Below are 14710 nucleotides of genomic sequence, written 5' to 3'. Positions count from 1 at the left end.
CGGACTACTTCTAGTGAGCGTGGCCGTGATGATGACCGGCGTGCTCGTCTTCCTCGACAGGCTTGTCCACGACGGCCGTCTCGGTCGTCAGGATCATGCGCGCCACGGATGCGGCGTTGAGCACCGCGGAGCGGGTCACCTTGGCCGGATCCACGATGCCCTCGGCGACCAGGTCACCGTAGGACAGGGTGGCGGCGTTGAAGCCCTGGCCGTTGGACTGCTCGCTGACCTTGTTCACCACGACCGAGCCGTCCAGCCCGGCGTTGGTGGCGATCCAGTACAGCGGGGCCGACAGCGCGGAGGAGAACACCTCGACACCGAGCGCCTCGTCACCGTTGACCTCGCTGCGCAGCTTGTCGAGGGCTGAGCGAGCCTGCACGAGTGCGGCGCCACCACCGGTGACGATGCCCTCCTCGACCGCAGCCTTGGCCGCCGCGACGGCGTCCTCGACGGCTTCCTTGCGCTTCTTCAGGTCGGTCTCGGTGGCCGCGCCGACCTTGATCACCGCGACGCCGCCGGACAGCTTGGCCAGCCGTTCCTGCAGCTTCTCGCGATCCCAGTCGGAGTCGGTGGTCTCGATCTCGGCCTTGAGCTGCTTGACCCGGTCGGCGACCGCGTCGGCCGCGCCGCCGCCGTCGACGATCACGGTGCTGTCCTTGTTGACCACCACGCGACGCGCGGTACCCAGCACCTCCAGGCCGGCCTCACGCAGCACCAGGCCCACGTCGGGGTTGACGACCTGGCCGCCGGTGACGATGGCGAGATCGTCGAGGAACGCCTTGCGACGATCGCCGAAGAACGGCGCCTTGACGGCGACGGCCTTGAGCGTCTTGCGGATGGCGTTGACGACGAGCGTGGACAGGGCCTCGCCCTCGACGTCCTCGGCGATGATCAGCAGCGGCTTGCCGCTCTCGGCGACCTTTTCCAGCAACGGCAACAGGTCGGGCAATGAGCTGATCTTGTCGCGGTGCAGCAGCACCACGGCATCCTCGAGGACCGCTTCCTGGGAGTCGAAGTCGTTGACGAAGTAGGCCGAGATGAAGCCCTTGTCGAAGCCCACACCCTCGGTGACCTCCAGTTCGGTGCTCAGCGTCGAGGACTCCTCGATGGTGACCACACCGTCGTGACCGACCTTGGTCATGGCCTCGCCGACGAGCTCACCGATCTGCTCGTCGCGTGAGGACACCGTGGCGACCTGGGCGATGGCCGTCTTGTCCGACACCGGGGTGGCGGCGGCCAGTAGGGCCTCGGACACCGCGTCGGCGGCCTTGCCGATGCCCTGACCCAGCGCGATCGGGTTGGCACCGGCGGCCACGTTGCGCAGGCCGGCCTTGACCAGCGCCTGCGCCAACACCGTGGCGGTGGTGGTGCCGTCGCCTGCGACGTCGTTCGTCTTGGTGGCGACCGACTTCACCAGCTGGGCACCGAGGTTCTCGAACGGGTCTTCCAGGTCGATCTCACGGGCGATCGTGACGCCGTCGTTGGTGACCTGCGGTCCGCCGAAGGCCTTGGCCAGCACCACGTTCCGACCGCGCGGACCCAGCGTTACCTTGACCGCATCGGCGAGCTTGTCGACGCCGGCCTCCATGGCGCGGCGCGCAGTCTCGTTGAACTCAATCTGCTTGCTCATAAGTCTCTTTCATGACTCCTGACGCATACCGCCCCGGAAACCACCCGTGCTGAACACGGGGATCTCCGGGGCGGATGCACGAGTACTTACTTGGCGACGACAGCCAGCACGTCGCGAGCGGACAGGATCAGGTACTCCTCGCCGTTGTACTTGATCTCGGTGCCGCCGTACTTGCTGTAGATGACGGTGTCACCCTCGGCAACGTCCAGGGGGATCCGCTTCTCGCCGTCCTCATCCCAGCGGCCGGGGCCAACTGCGACGACGGTGCCTTCCTGCGGCTTTTCCTTGGCGGTGTCGGGGATGACCAGGCCGGAAGCGGTCGTGGTCTCGGCCGCGTTGGCCTGAACGAGGATCTTGTCCTCGAGTGGCTTGATGTTGACTGCCACGATGGAAGCCCTCCACTTGTTTGGGTATCGAGTCCCGGTGTTCTCCGGGGCCCTCGGGTTAACCAGGTGTTCGGCAGGCGTCCGTGCCCTTCGCTCCGTCGTCGCGGGTGCCGGCGCTGGGGGGTTGGCCGCGTGCCACCTAGCACTCTATACATGCGAGTGCTAGCACTCAAGGGTGGGTTGTGCCTGCCGCCCACTCCTTCGCGACGAAGACGGTCCACGGTTGCACCGCAAGCCCATTCCCACTACACTCGAACATGTGTTCGAACCGAGCTTCGCGATCGATCTCGACGCCACCGAGGAGGCGTTGGTCGATCAGCTCGCCGCGATGAACCGTGCCGCCGCGGGCATCGCGGCCGGGCAGGCACGAGTGACGGCAATGCTGGAAGCCAAGCGTCATGCCCGCAAGGCCGCCGAGGGCGTCCCTGCCGACCAGCGCGGCAGAGGTCTGGCCTCCGAGGTCGGCCTGGCCCGCAAGGCCTCGCCATGGCACGGAGCCAGGTATCTGAAGTGCTCCCGGATCCTGGTCGACCACATGCCTTTCACCCTTGCCGCGCTGGAGTCTGGGGTACTCACCGAGGTCCGGGCGATGATCATCGCGGACCAGGCCGCCTGCCTGACGCCGGCAGATCGACACGCGATGGACGCCGCACTGTGTGCCGACCCTGATGTGCTGGATGGCCTGGGAGACAGGAAGGTGGAGGCTGAGGCCGGGCGGGTGGCGTTTCGGCTCGACCAGGACGCGGTGATGGCGCGCATCAGCCGCCATCAGTGCGATCGCACCGTCACCGCACGGCCGGCCCCGCACGGCATGATGTACCTCACGGCGCTGCTGACCGCGGCCGAAGGCGTCACCGCTTATCAGGCGTTGCAGGCGGAGGCCGCCGCGGCCGCGGCCGCCTCGATCTCCGCCGGAGATGGATGCAAGGGTCGGGGCCCGTTGATGGCTGATGCCTTCTATCGACGCGTCACTGGGCGTGAGGTCGGGGCGGCGGTCCCCGTCGCGCTCAATCTGGTGGTCTCGGACGAGAGCTTGTTGGCCCACGGTCCCGACCCGGCGGTGCTGCAGGGATACGGCCCCATTCCGGCGGCGGTGGCCCGGCAGATGGCCTTGGCGGCGCTGCTGGATCCCCAGGTCGAATCCGCGGTGCGCAAGCTCTACGCCGATCCGGCCACCGGCAACCTGGTCGCGCTGGAGTCCACCGCCCGGGCGTTCCCCAAGGGGCTGCGCTGGTTGATCGCCTTGCGTGACCAGCGCTGCCGCACCCCGTACTGCGACGCGCCGGTTCGCCACATCGACCACATCACCCGGCATGCAGAGGGCGGCCCGACCAGCGCCGTCAACGGACAAGGGCTGTGTGAACGCTGCAATTACACCAAGGAATACGCGGGATGGCGCACCGCGACCGCCTACGACCGGCACGGCCGCCACACCACAGAACTCACGACCCCGACCGGGCGCACCTATCGAAGTACCGCCCCACCGCTACCCATCGGCGCGCGGGTGTTCACCAGCGACATCCACGTCGTAAAACTTCGCGCCGCATAGCGCCCAGCAGGTGACCGGTCGACCTGGACACCGGTGTTATATCGGGATGCTCAGATGTTCGGACACATCTCCCACCATCTCCACATCGACGGTGCGCTCGGTGAAGTACCACCCGTGGTCGTCACGGGCGAACACGTCGGCATAGCGCCCGACGACGATCGGCTGCAGCGGCACGCTGTCGGTCTTCTGCACCACACAGAACGTCGAGCGGGCCGTGGCATGGTCACCATCGACGTCGACGATCGGATTGAGCACCAGATGGCGGGTGCGCGGGGTGTTGCCGTGTTCGGGGAACCGACGGGTCGTCGACACGAACAGCTTGGCAATCGCCGACGGCCCCGACACCCCCATGAACGAGCCCCGGCCCAGCAGCTCCCCGACCCCGTCGAAGTCACCGGCGTCGATCAACTCGGCGTAGCGGTACAGCAGCTCGGTGACCTCCAGCTTGTCCACAGCGCTCACGCCACCTGCCCCTTGACCACCGGCAGCCCGGGATCGCTGGCCGCATCCAGCGGCGACGGCGCGGCGCCGGCCGCGATCAGGTGCGCGGCGAAGGAGGCGATCATCGCCCCGTTGTCGGTGCACAACCGCGGCCGTGGCACCCGCAGGGTCAGCCCCGCCGCCGCGCAGCGCTGCTCGGCGAGTTCGCGCAGCCGGGAGTTGGCCGCCACCCCGCCGGCGATCAGCAGGGTGGACACCCCCAGATCGGTGGCCGCCCGTACGGCCTTGGCGGTCAGCACGTCGGCGACGGCCTCCTGGAAGCCGGCCGCCACGTCGGCCTGCGACGCCTCCGGATGGGCTTCCACATAGCGGGCCACCGCGGTCTTGAGCCCGGAGAAGCTGAACACGTACGGATCGTCGCGCGGTCCGGTCATACCCCGCGGGAAGACGATGGCGCTGGGGTCCCCAGTGCGGGCCAGTTCATCGAGCACTCGTCCGCCCGGATAGCCCAAGCCGAGCAGCCGGGCCACCTTGTCGTAGGCCTCCCCGGCGGCGTCGTCGACGGTGCTGCCCAACTCGACGATGGGCTCGCCCAGCGACCGGACATGCAGTAGGTGGGTGTGCCCGCCGGAGACCAGCAGCCCCACGCTCTCGGGCAGCGGCCCGTGGTCGTAGACGTCGGCGGCCAGATGCCCGCCCAGGTGGTTGACCCCGTAGAACGGTACGTCCCAGCCGGCTGCGTACGCCTTGGCGGCGGCCACACCGACCAGCAGCGCCCCGGCCAGTCCGGGCCCGATGGTCGCGGCGACGACGTCGGGCCGCTCGATACCGGCCGCGTCCAGGGCCCGGCGCATGGTCGGCCCCAACGCTTCCAGGTGTGCGCGCGAGGCGATCTCGGGGACGACGCCGCCATAGCGGGCGTGCTCGTCCACGCTGGAGGCGACCTCGTCGGCCAATAGCGTGACGGTCCCGTCCTCGGCAAGCTCGGCGATGCCGACTCCGGTTTCGTCACAAGAACTTTCGATGGCAAGGATGATCATGTCGAGTTCCCTTGGGGAAGGCGTTGCATGGTGTAGGCGTCAGCCCCACTCGCGCGGTAGTACCGCTTGCGCAGGCCGATGTTGACGAATCCGAAGCTCTCGTACAGGCCGATGGCCGGCTCGTTGTCGGTGCGGACCTCCAGGAAAACCGTTCCGCCCGAGGCATAGTCGAGCAGGTCGCCGAGCAGCCGACGTCCTATCCCCTGCCCCTGGAAGTCGGGATCGACACCGATGGTGTGGATCTCGTACTCGTACGGACGCATTCGGCCCAGCCGCGAGATCCCGGCGTAGCCGACCAGCACCCCGTCGCTGCGGGCCGCGATGTACCGATTGTGCTTGGCGTCGAGTTCGGCCAGAAACGCCCGGGCCGGCCAGGGATCGTCACCGGCGAACAGCTTGGCTTCCAACTCCGCGCACCGCGCGGCATCGGCCCGGGTCAGCGCATCGAACACGGTCATTTCGGTGCCGCTGCAGAGGGTTTGGCGTCGGGCCGGCGCAGGTACAGCGGGACCAGCGGTTGCGGGTCAGCCCAATCGGCGACGGCGCGCACCAGCCCCGCGGGCGATGGAGACACCACGTCGAGCCTGGGCAGAGCGAACAGCGCGGCATGCTCGGGTGAACCGGCGACGGCTGCGACCGAGCTGGCCAGCACGGTCGCCACGTCGGCGGGAGCGTTGACCGACGGACCGTCCACCCGGACTCCGTCGCGGTAATGCGCCCAGTACACCTCGCGGCGACGTGCATCGGTGACCACCAATACGTCGCCATCGGTGTGGATCCCGATGCCGTCCAGGCTGCACACCCCGTGCACCGGAACGCCCAGCGCATGCCCGAACGCCGCAGCACTGGCCATCCCCACCCGCAGTCCGGTGAAGGGCCCCGGTCCGCACCCGACGACCACCGCATCGAGATCGGCCATCGTGATCCCGGCATCGGACAGCGCGCCGAGCACGTTCGGCGTGAGCTGTTCGGCGTGTGCCCGGGCATCGACGGTGACGCGTTCGGCGAGGGCGTGCACCGAACCGTCCTCGGCGCGACGGACCACACCGGCGCTGACCGCCGGGGTCGCGGTGTCGATGGTCAACACGTTCATGGGGTGCTCCACTGCCAGATCACCGTGCGTGTCTCGGTTTCGGTGTCCCGCTCGATGCGGATGTCCAGGTGGTGGTCGGAGAGGCGCTCCGCCAGACCCTCACCCCACTCCACCACGACCACGGCGTCGTCCAGGTCGGTGTCGAGATCGAGCGCGTCGAGCTCGCCCAGCAGGTCGACACCGGGGTGATCGAGCAGCCGGTACATGTCCACGTGCACCATCGCCGGCCGTCCGGCCTGTCGGGGGCGATGCACCCGGGCCAGCACGAACGTCGGCGAGACCACCGGACCGTCGACGTCCATGGCCTGGGCGATGCCCTTGGCCATCACGGTCTTGCCCGCACCCAACGGGCCCGACAGCACCACCACGTCACCGGCCGTGAGCCCGGCACCCAGCGTGGCGCCCAGCGCGATGGTGTCCTCGGCGGTGGTCGGCTGGGCCGTGCCGGCGCCGCGCTCAGCCACGGAACCGGACCCGATCGCGGACCCGACGGCTCAAGGTGACCAACTTGGACGGGGTGGCCCGCTCCACCAGGCGGACCAGTGCGTCATCGATCACCACGGGCTCCTCAAGCTGGACCAGATGACCCGCGCCCCCGACGATGACCAGTTCGGAGCGGGGTAGCTGTGCGGCCATGGCCTTTGAGTATTCCATTGGTGTGAGCAGATCCCGGTCACCGCAGGCAATCAGCGTCGGTACTTTCGCCAGCACCCGCAACGCTGCGGCTTCGTCGTGGACTTCCAGGGCGTGCAGGAACTCGACGAGCGTGGTGATCGAGGTGCCGTGCATCATCCGCTGGGAGAACTCGACCACGCTCGGGCTGACCGCCTCATCGCCGTAGGACGCCGCGCGCAGTACCGGCCCGATCACCGACCGGGCCGCACCGCGGGTGCGATGCACCGCGCCAGGCGCATAGCGGGCCACGAACCGCACCGCCTCCAGCGCCGGGTTACGCAGGATCTCCCCCAGGGGTGAGCGGGCCACGCCTTCGACCGCCGAGGAGATCACGGCGGCACCCACAACCTGCTTGGGATAGCGGTGCGGGAACTGCCGCGCATGCGACAGCACCGTCATGCCGCCCATGGAGTGGCCGACGAGCACCGCAGGTCCGCGCGGAACCGTAACGGCCAGAACAGCTTCCAGATCACGACCGAGTTGCTCGACGGTGTAGGTATCCGGCGACGCCGCTCCGGACTGACCGTGGCCACGCTGGTCGTAGAACACCATCCGCACCTGTGGGCCCCATTGCTCGGCCAGTCGGGTGCGCTGAAAGTAGAAGGCGCCCATACGCAGACAGAAACCGTGCGCAAACACCACCGTCAGCGGTGCGTCGTTGGGACCGACCTCACGCACTGCCAGAGGCACCCCGTCCTCGGTGGTCACCACTGAGCTGCGGTCTGCATCGAGGCGTTCGAAATCCTCACCCAGATAAGGATCATCGCCGGCTGCGCGGCGCGTCAGTGACCGCGCCACCGACCGGCCCGCCACCGTGCCCACGGCGGTCAGCCCGGCGGCACCGGCCAACCACTGAGCATTGCGACTCAACGCCCGCGACCTGCCTGCAGATAGGTCCGGGTGATCCGGCCGCGCGGGCTGGTCACCACCTCATAGTTGATGGTGCCCAGCAGTTCCGCCCAATCCTGGGCGGTCTCTTCGCCCTGAGTGCCGGGACCGAACAGGATCGCGTCATCGCCTTCGGTGACATCGGTGCGGTCCGGACCGAGGTCGACGACGAACTGGTCCATGCAGATCCGCCCGACCGCCGGGCAACGCCGACCGTTGATCAGCACCTCGATCTTGCCGCTCAACGAACGGAAGATGCCGTCGGCGTAGCCCACCGGCAAGAGTGCCAGCGTGGTGTCCCGGTCGGCGATCCATCGGTGGCCATAGGACACCCCGTCCCCGGCATGTACCGAACGCACCAGCGCCACAGGGCATTTCAAAGTCATGGCGGGAATCAGTCCCATGTCGCCACGCTCGGGGATGGGGGTCTGTCCGTAGATCGCGATCCCGGGCCGCACCATGTCGAAGGCCAGGTCCGGACGGGTCATCGCCGCAGGCGAATTGGACAGGTGTGCCAGTTCGAATACCACGCCCTGGGCTGCGGCCTGCTCTCGCATCGCGGTGAGGCGCTTGCCCTGCAGGTCGTTGAACGGATTTTCGGGCTCGTCACCGTGCACGAGGTGACTCATGATGCCGCGCGGCCGGATCGCGCCATCAGCCTGGGCCCGGCCGAGGGCGTCGATCAACGCCGGGAAATCAGCCGGGCTGACACCGTTGCGGCTCAGCCCGGTGTCGGCCTTGACCGTGACGGTCGCGGTGCGCCCGGTCCGATGCACCGCCGCCACCACATCGCCGACTTGGCGTACCGATGACACCGCGATCTGCAGATCGGCCTCAAGTGCCGGGGCGAAGTCCGTACCCGGCGGATGCAGCCAGCACAGCACGGGCGCGGTGATCCCCCCGGCGCGCACTGCCAGCCCCTCGGCGATCGTCACCACCCCGAGTTCGGCGGCCCCGGCGGCCAGGGCGGCCCGGCTCACCTCGACCGCACCGTGCCCGTAGCCGTCGGCCTTGACCACGGCCATCACCTGGGCGTTGCCGGCATGTTCGCGCAGCAGGCGCACGTTGTGGTCGATCGCGCCGAGGTCCACCATCGCGTGCGGCGATGCGTCCGGGCTCAGCGGTGTCACGAGTTCGGTCGTCTGCATGTCATATCACCGCCGACCATTGTCCCAGAGGTAGGTGGTGGTGCCTTGATGTGTCCGGCGCGGACGTCAGGCGCGGCCCGGTATTTCCCGCAATACGACGGGCAACCCGCGAAGGTGAGTTCGGTCACTGCTCCTTCGTACAGAGCCATAGCTACCGCGGGCCCGTCGAACCTCTACCCGAGAGGTGGCACATTGCCCCACGGTCCATAGGGGCCGTTGCTGCCGACACCCGCGTCGGGCGCCGTCGGCTGATCCGGATATACCTCGGCATTGCCCGGCGTCTGACATACCACCGTCCCGCCGCCATTCGAACAGTCCTGACCCGGCGTAGCAACAGCGCTTGGTGCGCCAACCCACGCCAGCATGATTCCGGCCGCAGCCGTACCGGCCAGCATCGAAACCTGCTTGGACCTCCTATTCATGTGCCTCACACTCCTTCACTTTGTGCTCCGACCCATCGGCCGTCATGCGAAGACCGAAGGTCATCAGCGCGAACCCCCTCCTGTACGGAGTAGCCGGGAAAGGCAGAGGCAAACATTCCCCACGGCATCGCCGGCTGTTCCGATCCGGCTGGGGAACATCGCCTTTCTGCGCGCAAGTCGCGAGGCGCCGATCAGGCGGGTCTAATGCGCAAATGGCTGCAGGTCGTTGAACGCTCCCCGCGGCTTGAGCGCGTCGAGCCGCCCGAGGACCGTGATCATGTCGTCTTTGAGTGCGCGGGCCAGGTCGGCCGAGAAGCCCTCGCGCACCACGACCCGCAACACCACGACATCGGCGGCGTCCTCGGGCATCGTGTAGGCCGGCACCTGCCAGCCGAAGGAGCGCAGCCCCTCCGACACGTCGAACTCGGTGTAGCCCGGGTTGCCCTTGAGCCGGAAGCTGACCACCGGGATGGCCGAGCCGTCGGTGATCAGCTCGAAGTGCTCGCTGTCGCGCAGCTCGTCGCCCAGCCATCGCGCCGTCTGCGCCAGGCACTGCATCACCTGGGTGTATCCGGCGCGGCCCAGGCGCAGGAAGTTGTAGTATTGACCGACCACCTGGTTACCGGGCCGCGAGAAGTTCAGGGTGAATGTGGGCATGTCCCCGCCGAGATAATTGACCCGGAACACCAGGTCCTCGGGTAGATACTCCTTGCTGCGCCACACCACGAAGCCGATCCCCGGGTAGGTCAGCCCGTACTTGTGCCCGCTGACGTTGATCGACACCACGCGCGGCAACCGGAAATCCCACTCCAGGTCGGGGTGCAGGAAGGGGACGACGAATCCGCCGCTGGCCGCGTCGACGTGCACCGGGATGTCCAGACCCTTTTCCTGTGCGAGGCCGTCGAGTGCCGTACAGATCTCCGCGATCGGTTCCAGCTCGCCGGTGTAGGTGGTGCCCAGGATCGCCACCACGCCGATCGTGTCCTCATCGACCGCATCGAGCACCTGCTCCGGGGTGATCACGTAGCGGCCGTCTTCCATTGGCAGGTAGCGCGGTTCGACGTCGAAGTACCGGCAGAACTTCTCCCACACCACCTGGACGTTGGACCCCATCACCAGGTTGGGCGTGCGCCCCTTCCAGTCGCCCTTCTTGCCGCGCGCAACCCGCTCGCGCCACCGCCACTTCATGGCCAGGCCGCCCAGCATCACCGCCTCGCTCGAGCCGATCGTGGATACACCGCATGCCGCCGACGCGTCCTCATCGCTCAGCCCTTCGGCGTGGAAAAGATCGGCAACCATGCTGACGCAACGACTTTCGATCGCGGCGGTGGCCGGGTACTCGTCCTTGTCGATCATGTTCTTGTCGAACGTCTCGGCCATGAGCTTCTCGGCTTCAGGGTCCATCCAGGTGGTGACGAACGTCGCCAGGTTCAGCCGCGAGCTGCCGTCGAGCATCAGCTCGTCGTGGATGAATCGGTACGCCGCAGCGGGTTCCATCGACTTGTCGGGTAGGCGCAGTGACGGGACGGGGGACATCGCCAGCCTGCCGGTGTAGGCCGGCGAAACGTGCGGGGTGTGACGGTGCTTGTGCGACATGACAATCCTTTTCGTTACAGTGCGGCGATCGCGGCGCGGACATGGGCGAGGATGCGGGACGCCGACGTGGGCGCCGGGTTGGGACCGGGATCGGCCGCCGACAGGTTGGCGGCACGGGCGTGAACGAATGCGGCCGCAGCCGCGGCTTCTCCGGCGGGCAGGCCGGCAGCCAGCAGGGCGCCGATGATCCCGGACAGCACGTCGCCGGATCCTGCTGTGGCAGCCCATGATTGGCCGGCTGGGTTGAGGTATGTGGTGTGCCCAGGTGTGGCGACGACGGTGACGTTGCCCTTGAGCAGTACCGTGGCACCGAGCCGATCGGCCAGGTTGCGGGTGGCAGCGACGCGGTCGGCACCGGGTGCGTCGCCGGCCAGCCGCTGGTATTCGCCGGCGTGAGGGGTGAGGACAGTCGGCGCGCTGCGGCCGGCGATCAAGCCGGGATCCGCGGCCAACAGCGTGAGGCCGTCGGCGTCGACGATGACGGGCAGGTCGGATTCGAGCGTGAAACGCAACACGGCCTTCGCGGTGTCATCGGTACCCAGCCCGGGTCCGGCCACCCAGGCCTGAACGCGACCCGCCTCCTGTGGGCTGGGCGCGGCGATCACCTCGGGCCACTGCGAAAGCACTTGCGGTCCAGCAGTGCCCGCGTAGCGGACCATGCCGGAGGTCGCGGCAACCGCGGCGCCGGTGCTCAACACCGCCGCCCCGGGATAGGTGGCCGATCCGGACACCACACCCGTTACCCCTTGGGTGTACTTGTCGTCGCGCGGGCCGGGGATCGGCCACAGCTCCCGGACATCGGCCGCCTCGAGCCCGGCCAGCTCTGTGGCTGCCAGGTCCAGGCCGATGTCGACGAGTTCGACACGACCGCACTCCCCCAGCGCGTGTACGGGTTTGAGGCCGCCGAACGTGACCGTCAGGACGGCGCGCACATGAGGGCCGTCGACGGCGCCGGTCTGCACATCGAGTCCGCTGGGAATGTCGACGGCAACCACGGGCGCCGTGTTGGCCTCGAACACCGCGGCGGCGTCAGGCCGCAGCGGACCGCGTCCGGAGATGCCGACGACGCCGTCGATCACCAAATCGGTTGCCGCAGAGATACCGGGCACCACGCGGCCGCCGGCACGCCGGAACGCGGCCAGCCCCTTGGCGTGAGTTTTCTCCGGGTTCAGCAGGACCGCATCGGCGGCTGCTCCGCGGCGACGCAGGAACGTCGCCGCCCACAGGGCGTCGCCGCCGTTGTCGCCAGAACCCACCACCGCACAGATCCGCCGTCCGGCAACACCGCCGGTACGCAGCTTCAACTCGGTGGCGATCGCCGTCGCCAGACCATAGGCGGCGCGGCCCATCAGCACACCGTCGGGCAGGGATGCCAACAGCGGCGCCTCGGCCTCACGGATCGCATCGGCCGAGTAGTAGTACCGCATCTGCTCCCGCTCCGCTCGATGTGCCGTCGACTTTGCCGTGCGCCAACAGGTTACGTGGGTTTGCTCGGGGCGTCACCGAAAGTGATGCCCACAAGCAGCAGATTCAGCCCGAAGTCGAACCTGGCATCGAAGTCGAGCAACTGCCCGACGGGGCTGGAGGCCAGGTGGGGATAGTCCCCTGCCCCGAGCACACCTTCGAGTGTCTCCAACTCACCGCCCCCGGCGCCCTGTTGTTCGAGGACTTCCCCCAAGACGAAGCAGAACAGTGAACTGGCTGCCCACAGGGCGTTCTCGCGCTCCAGACCGCTGTCCTGCATACAGCCGACGAGGGTGTCGACGTAGGTGAGGTTGGCCCGTTTGGCGGCGTAGTTTCCGCCGACGATGCGAGCGCCGTCGCGCTGCGCCAGCAGGGCCGAACGTAAGCCCGCGGCAAGGCTTTTGACCCGCAATGACCAGTCGGAGTCGTCGGGTGCGGAGTTTTCGAGGGCGTTGGCCAGAATCGTCTCGGCCATTTCGTCGATGAGCGCGTCCTTGCCGTCGACCAACCGGTAGATGGTCGGAAGGTGAGCCTGCAACCGGTCGGCGAGCCGCCTCATCGTCAGCGTTTCCAGTCCGCCCTCGTTGACCACCGCCAGGGCTTCGGCGACCACGCGCTCTGCCCGCAGGTTCGCCAACCCGACTCGGTCCGGACCTGGCGCAGCGGTTGACACGTTAACAACGTTATCAGTACGCTCTGACCTGGTATTAACATTGTTAATCCCAGGAAGGACGTGACGTGAGAACTGAACTTCCCGCAGACGGGATCGACGTGACGGTGCGGCAACTCCGCTGGGAAGCCCAGGGCGTGGTGTCCGTGGAACTGCAGCCAAGCGGCGGCGGGTTACTTCCGTCCTGGACGGCGGGGTCCCACATCGATCTGGTGCTGCCGACCGGCATCAAACGTCAGTACTCGCTGTGCGGTCCGGTCGGCGAGCGTTCGTACTACCGCATCGGAGTGCGGCGGGAACGGACCAGCCGCGGCGGCTCCGAGTATGTACACGCATTTCTGCGCCCGGGGCAGCGTCTCACGCTCGCCGGGCCACGAAACACCTTCGAACTACACGACGCCACGTCCTATCTGTTCGTGGCGGGCGGCATCGGGATCACCCCGATCCTTCCGATGGTCCGGCAGGCCGAAGTCCGGGGCCTGGACTGGCAACTCCTCTATGGCGGGCGCACCGCCACATCGATGCCGTTCCTGGACGAACTTCGGGGATACGGCCCCCGCGTGCGCTTTTACCCGTCCGACGCCGACGGCCGCATTCCCCTCGGTGCGCACTTCGCCAAAGTTCGCCCGGGCATGAAGATCTACGCCTGCGGACCGCAAGCATTGCTCACCGCACTGCAGGACGCGGTCGCCCACTGGCCGGCCGACAGCCTGCACCTCGAGCGCTTCAAGCCGCGCTCCCGCGGGCCGTCAACCGAAGACAAGGCAGTCGAGGTGGTGTGCGCAGCCTCGGGCAAAACGGTCAACGTCGAAGCCGGCCAGAGCATTCTGGCCGCGCTCGACGACGCCGGGGTCAAGGTGGCGTCGTCGTGCCGATCCGGAATCTGCGGGGCATGTGAAACGGCCGTCGTCGAGGGGGTGCCCGACCACCGGGACGACATCCTCTCCGAATCCGAGCGCGCCACCAATGACCGCATGTTCATTTGTGTTTCGCGTGCCCAGACCCCACGACTCGTCCTCGATGTGTAAGGCAACCATGCAAACGACTCACACCACGGCGGCAGATGCGTATTCACCCATCTCGATGGAGCGCGTCCGGGAGATCGTCGGCTTTCCGGAGCGGTTCATCGCGGAGAAGAAAGAGCCGAAACTCGGCGAGTTCTCGGCCCGGTTCATCGCGCACAGCCCGTTCTTCTGCATGGCCACGGTGGGCGCAGACGGCCAGCTGGACACCAGCCCCCGTGGCGACCCACCGGGCTCGGTGCGAATTCTCGATCCGTGGACGTTGGCCATCCCCGACCGGCCGGGAAACAAGCTGGCCGACACCCACGAGAACATCACCGCACATCCGGCGGTCGGGCTGGTGTTCTTCGTGCCCGGCATCCGAGAGGTGATCCGGGTGAACGGCGATGCCTTCGTCACCGATGATCCCGAACTACTCGAGATGCTCAGCGCCGACGGAAAACCCGCAGTACTGGCCACCGTCGTACGCATTCGCGAAGTGTTCGGACAGTGCGGCAAGGCGGTGATCCGCGCCAGACTCTGGGAAGGAGACAGCCGCGGACTCGCCGAGGCGGTGACCTTGGGCGGCGACTTCTACACCCTGTCGATCACCGAAAGTGCGGCGAAGATGGCCGAGAAACTCGGTGACCTGGCCGACTCCCTGCATGCGGTCATCGACGACCACTACGAAAACGAGCTGTACTGAG

16 protein-coding genes are annotated in these 14710 nt (G+C 67.7%); 3 read left to right on the top strand and 13 right to left on the bottom strand.

Features of this window, described 5'->3' with window-relative positions; all coding sequences use genetic code 11:
• Positions 1-10 precede the first annotated feature (10 nt).
• Entirely contained in the window at positions 11-1630 is a 1620-nt protein-coding gene (groL, locus tag E0T84_RS05860) for a chaperonin GroEL (protein WP_070184706.1), read from the bottom strand.
• 86 nt (positions 1631-1716) lie between these two features.
• Positions 1717-2019: a co-chaperone GroES gene (groES, locus tag E0T84_RS05855; RefSeq protein ID WP_036390082.1), complete on the bottom strand. Its 303-nt coding sequence runs from the start codon at positions 2017-2019 to the stop codon at positions 1717-1719.
• Positions 2020-2275: 256 nt separating this feature from the next.
• On the opposite strand from groES, the gene E0T84_RS05850 reads away from it, so the two are divergent.
• Complete coding sequence (locus tag E0T84_RS05850) at positions 2276-3565, top strand: HNH endonuclease signature motif containing protein (protein WP_070184705.1); 1290 nt, start codon at positions 2276-2278, stop codon at positions 3563-3565.
• A 36-nt stretch (positions 3566-3601) separates the two neighbouring features.
• Here E0T84_RS05850 and E0T84_RS05845 read toward each other — a convergent pair whose 3' ends face one another.
• The 11 genes from E0T84_RS05845 to E0T84_RS05795 form a co-directional block, all read right to left on the bottom strand.
• Entirely contained in the window at positions 3602-4027 is a 426-nt protein-coding gene (locus tag E0T84_RS05845; protein WP_138744010.1) for a nuclear transport factor 2 family protein, read from the bottom strand.
• The gene (gene tsaD, locus E0T84_RS05840; RefSeq protein WP_070187126.1) at positions 4024-5046 is read right to left on the bottom strand and encodes a tRNA (adenosine(37)-N6)-threonylcarbamoyltransferase complex transferase subunit TsaD; all 1023 of its coding nucleotides are present in this window, start codon (positions 5044-5046) and stop codon (positions 4024-4026) included. The genes E0T84_RS05845 and tsaD overlap by 4 nt, the downstream gene beginning before the upstream one ends.
• Positions 5043-5504 (bottom strand): ribosomal protein S18-alanine N-acetyltransferase, encoded by a 462-nt coding sequence (gene rimI / locus E0T84_RS05835; RefSeq protein ID WP_070187125.1) that lies wholly within the window; start codon positions 5502-5504, stop codon positions 5043-5045. The genes tsaD and rimI overlap by 4 nt, the downstream gene beginning before the upstream one ends.
• A complete protein-coding gene (gene tsaB, locus E0T84_RS05830; RefSeq protein WP_070187134.1) occupies positions 5501-6139 on the bottom strand; it encodes a tRNA (adenosine(37)-N6)-threonylcarbamoyltransferase complex dimerization subunit type 1 TsaB in 639 nt (212 codons plus the stop codon). The genes rimI and tsaB overlap by 4 nt, the downstream gene beginning before the upstream one ends.
• Positions 6136-6603: a tRNA (adenosine(37)-N6)-threonylcarbamoyltransferase complex ATPase subunit type 1 TsaE gene (tsaE, locus tag E0T84_RS05825; protein WP_070187124.1), complete on the bottom strand. Its 468-nt coding sequence runs from the start codon at positions 6601-6603 to the stop codon at positions 6136-6138. Before tsaE ends, tsaB begins: the two co-directional genes overlap by 4 nt.
• Positions 6596-7684, bottom strand: a complete 1089-nt coding sequence (locus tag E0T84_RS05820; RefSeq protein ID WP_070187123.1) for an alpha/beta fold hydrolase — start codon at positions 7682-7684, stop codon at positions 6596-6598. The genes tsaE and E0T84_RS05820 overlap by 8 nt, the downstream gene beginning before the upstream one ends.
• Entirely contained in the window at positions 7681-8850 is a 1170-nt protein-coding gene (gene alr, locus E0T84_RS05815; protein WP_070187122.1) for an alanine racemase, read from the bottom strand. The genes E0T84_RS05820 and alr overlap by 4 nt, the downstream gene beginning before the upstream one ends.
• 173 nt (positions 8851-9023) lie before the next feature.
• The gene (locus E0T84_RS05810) at positions 9024-9272 is read right to left on the bottom strand and encodes a hypothetical protein (RefSeq protein ID WP_131823131.1); all 249 of its coding nucleotides are present in this window, start codon (positions 9270-9272) and stop codon (positions 9024-9026) included.
• Positions 9273-9473: 201 nt separating this feature from the next.
• Positions 9474-10868: a glutamate decarboxylase gene (locus E0T84_RS05805; protein ID WP_070187121.1), complete on the bottom strand. Its 1395-nt coding sequence runs from the start codon at positions 10866-10868 to the stop codon at positions 9474-9476.
• A 14-nt stretch (positions 10869-10882) separates the two neighbouring features.
• Positions 10883-12295 (bottom strand): NAD(P)H-hydrate dehydratase, encoded by a 1413-nt coding sequence (locus E0T84_RS05800; protein WP_138744009.1) that lies wholly within the window; start codon positions 12293-12295, stop codon positions 10883-10885.
• 50 nt (positions 12296-12345) lie between these two features.
• Positions 12346-13005 (bottom strand): TetR/AcrR family transcriptional regulator C-terminal domain-containing protein, encoded by a 660-nt coding sequence (locus E0T84_RS05795; RefSeq protein ID WP_138744008.1) that lies wholly within the window; start codon positions 13003-13005, stop codon positions 12346-12348.
• Between the two features lie 65 nt (positions 13006-13070).
• On the opposite strand from E0T84_RS05795, the gene E0T84_RS05790 reads away from it, so the two are divergent.
• Entirely contained in the window at positions 13071-14030 is a 960-nt protein-coding gene (locus E0T84_RS05790) for a PDR/VanB family oxidoreductase (protein WP_138744007.1), read from the top strand.
• A gap of 7 nt (positions 14031-14037) precedes the next feature.
• Complete coding sequence (locus E0T84_RS05785; RefSeq protein ID WP_249383581.1) at positions 14038-14709, top strand: MSMEG_1061 family FMN-dependent PPOX-type flavoprotein; 672 nt, start codon at positions 14038-14040, stop codon at positions 14707-14709.
• Position 14710: the final 1 nt, after the last annotated feature.

This window comes from Mycobacterium sp. DBP42 (assembly GCF_005924235.1).
In the GTDB taxonomy this organism is placed as follows: domain Bacteria; phylum Actinomycetota; class Actinomycetes; order Mycobacteriales; family Mycobacteriaceae; genus Mycobacterium; species Mycobacterium syngnathidarum.
This window is presented reverse-complemented; position numbering and strand designations above follow the sequence as displayed.